Raw genomic sequence first — 3,272 nt, 5'->3', positions numbered from 1 at the left:
TGCGGTGTAAAGTATGACCAGCCACGCAACGTGTTTCATTCGTAAATTCGTATTTTTTTGCAGGCTCTTGTTTATTATTAGATGCGGTTTTATTTGAAATAGAAGAAATAACGGGGGTGTTTTTTGAGATATTTGTCATAATTAAATCCTAACTGTTAATAGTTTTCAATTGACAGCCCATAAGGGCGCCGGGCGTTGAAAACACGGCAGTTAGTCCGTTGTTACACTTTTCCCATAAGGGTATTGTATAGTGTAAGCACACCCGACAAAATCATCATATATGCTAATCACAGCATAAAAGATAGTCAGTTTTTATAACAGGATTAGGTTTATCGCAACCTCTTCGCTAACTGTTTAGTGTTTTCATCACTTGATTATTTATATAACAAAATACGTATTTATTGTCAATTATTATTTTATCTTTTTTGATATTTTTTATTATTTTTTTTAATGCATTGTGTATATATTTATCATATGCTTATTAATTGCTTCTTTTGTATTATGTGCTTTTAAAGCTATATTATGGGCTTTCTTAAACAATTGCGTTATTTTCTGAATTATACATTTATAATATTGAGAAACGCTCTCATTATGCGTATTTTAAACTTTATAACGTATCTGTTTTTTCACTAAATGAATTTTAAAATTTTTGTGAATTTCTTTTATAACACATTTGCAACTTAATAGCTTTTATAGGGACTGTCTTTATAACAAATGATTTCATTTGCCTTATGATTATGAAAGCCTGTTTTTTTCACGCGTGCTTTATAGCTGTTATCTTCTTTATAGCCACCGCATCATTTTTCATTTTCATAAGAGAAATGATAATTGTGATTTATAGCTTGTTATGAAATCTCTAAAGAGAGATTGATAACTATAGAGAGTAACAAAATCGCTTTTAATAGACTTTTGTCAGTTTTGTCAGTTCTTTTTAGATCCTCTATTATTTTTTTCAAATGAGAGAAATTTAAAAACATTATATTTCAATATGTTAAGTTTTCTCTCTTTTTTAAGATACAACTTATTAAAACGGCACAACAAATAAATACAACTGTAAATATATATTTGTCAGTTTGTGTCTGTAAATTGAACTGACAAAATGATCATTTGAGAGAATGATTAAAAAACGTTTTATGAAAAGCATGTGATCTCTTAAAGCCTTTCAAAAGAAAGGGGCTATCATCATAAGAAATGCTATCAAGGCTCTTATGGTTATGAGTTTTGAAGGTTTTGAAGGTTTTGAGGGTTCTTTTTACGCCCCCTTATATATTTTTTCAATCAAAAAAATAAAAGTTGTTATATTTCAATATGTTATTATTTTAATAATACAACCTATATCGATAACACAACCTTAAATTCAACCCATAGTATATTTTTGAAGGTATTTTGAGGGTTTGAGAAACCTTCAAAACCTATAAGTAATATAAGAAAATGAAGATACAAAACTCTCTTTAAAGAGGTTTTTTGAAAGCTATAAAGCTATCATTTGAGATTACGGTGTAATCTTTTAAAGGCAATCCAAATAAATCTTATCTTATTTAAGAGTGGATTTCTTATAAGTCTTAAAGCAATCCAAATGACAGTGTTTAAAAGTGCAAATGATTTCTTTTTAGAAGAACGCATGATAAATTATTTCTTTTAAGATTGTATCTAATTAACTTACAAAAGAGGTATAGATTATGGTTATAAGACTCTATACCCCTTATAATTAGCATGCCCATTATGTGAGCATGGCAAGTCTATTCAGTTTCTCTTATTTCTAATTTTGGTAGGCTCTTAACAATTTTCATTGTCTCTAAACTTACAGTAATAACCCTTTGAAACAATTCTAATGGATAAGCAGGGTTTCCAACGGTTTGAACAGCATAGCGATTGGCATCATTCACAATGCCACTTTTTTTATCAGTCTTTACGCATTGACGTTCCATAACCCATTCAAGAGCAGGCTTGCCATTGACGATATATTCATAAGCTTCAAGAGGAATATCTGTTATTGTGATATTGCTGTTGTAAAAAACAGTCGATTTATCTTTTTCCTTACTATTCCCAGAAAATCTCATTTCATTCACGTAATAAAACTTTTCTGGATTAGAGATCTCTGTCTGTTTTGGATTGCCTTTTTTAAAGGTCACAGGATAAGGTTCCACATCTTCATAATTTACGTGCAAATGCCCCAGTTCACGTCCCGCTGTAACAAACATCCAAAAATCTTCAGCACTCTTTACACAAGGGATACGAGGCAATTCTTTAGAGAGGTTATCAGCATAGCGAGTGCGATAATCTTCCGAGTGTAAGATTCCGTAAACATAATAAAAGATATCATCTTTAGTATTTTTTTCATTGGGATAAGCAGCTTTAAAATGCGCTAATTCTTCATAAGTTATGGCATTACGCATTTTCTTTTTTGCTTATTTTAGTAAATAAGCGATTGTCATGCTATTTTTCTTATCAAGCGATAATAAGTGGTAGTATCTTGTTGTCTCTAATATGTAACAGTTCCAATAAATTTGGTCTATTCTATGAATAACAGTCTTTACTTGAAGCTCAAGATTATATTACATGCAACACCTTAAAATTAAGAAGCATATAGAGTGTATGATTGTCATTTAACAGTGTCATTGTAAAATCTCAATTTTCAAAAGTGGGGGGAAATGATATGGTTTGCACAACTCATAAAGCAAGTGTATACAGTGCAGTCTATACTTTTCTCTCAGATATTATAAGCATTATTCTCATCAAAAAATTAAAAAATTGTTATGCGGTTGGCGATTTTTTCTGTGACGCTGATGATATGGTTCATTTGGTTGCTCATGTTGAGGGCACAATGAATGCATAGATTTTTTTTCACTTTTATTGTTGCGGTTATTTTGTGCCTTTGCTCGTTGCCGAGTTTTGCCCAAAACATTCGTGAGAAAGCGATTAATCAATCAGAGAGCATCCAACGACAACAAACGCAACAACAACGTTTTCAGCAATTGCAGCGTAAAAACAAAACCCATGGGGTCTTTTTGCCAGACGATGATACCACATCTGCCTATGGTGCTTCGCCTAGTACAACCTGTTTGCTGATTAAAAACATTGAATTTGTTGGTGCTCAGTTGATTTCTCACACCGACCTTCATGAAGCCATTTCTCTTTGGGAAGAGCGGTGTTTGGGGATTGCTGAAATCAATAAAGTGCTCAAAGCGGTGACCAAGCTTTATATGAAGCGCGGCTATATTGCGGTGCGGGCTTATTTGCCTGAGCAAGATTTAAGCGGCGGTCATCTTAAG

2 protein-coding genes and 1 pseudogene are annotated in these 3,272 nt (G+C 32.2%); 2 read left to right on the top strand and 1 reads right to left on the bottom strand.

The features are described 5' to 3' along the window. Nucleotides 1-1,739 precede the first annotated feature (1,739 nt). Nucleotides 1,740-2,393 (bottom strand): annotated as a pseudogene (locus PVV64_RS10165) (type ISP restriction/modification enzyme); the annotation flags it as partial. Between the two features lie 263 nt (nucleotides 2,394-2,656). On the opposite strand from PVV64_RS10165, the gene PVV64_RS10160 reads away from it, so the two are divergent. Together PVV64_RS10160 and PVV64_RS10155 are read left to right on the top strand one after the other, a co-directional pair. Further along, a complete protein-coding gene (locus PVV64_RS10160; protein ID WP_273760870.1) occupies nucleotides 2,657-2,836 on the top strand; it encodes a hypothetical protein in 180 nt (59 codons plus the stop codon). After that, on the top strand, nucleotides 2,829-3,272 hold a 444-nt coding region (locus PVV64_RS10155), incomplete at its 3' end, for a POTRA domain-containing protein (RefSeq protein ID WP_273760869.1). The genes PVV64_RS10160 and PVV64_RS10155, both read left to right, overlap by 8 nt.

It is taken from the genome of Bartonella sp. ML70XJBT.G (assembly GCF_028618575.1).
Lineage (GTDB): Bacteria > Pseudomonadota > Alphaproteobacteria > Rhizobiales > Rhizobiaceae > Bartonella.
Note: the sequence above shows the minus strand (reverse complement) of the source record. Positions and strands in the feature narration are given on the sequence as shown.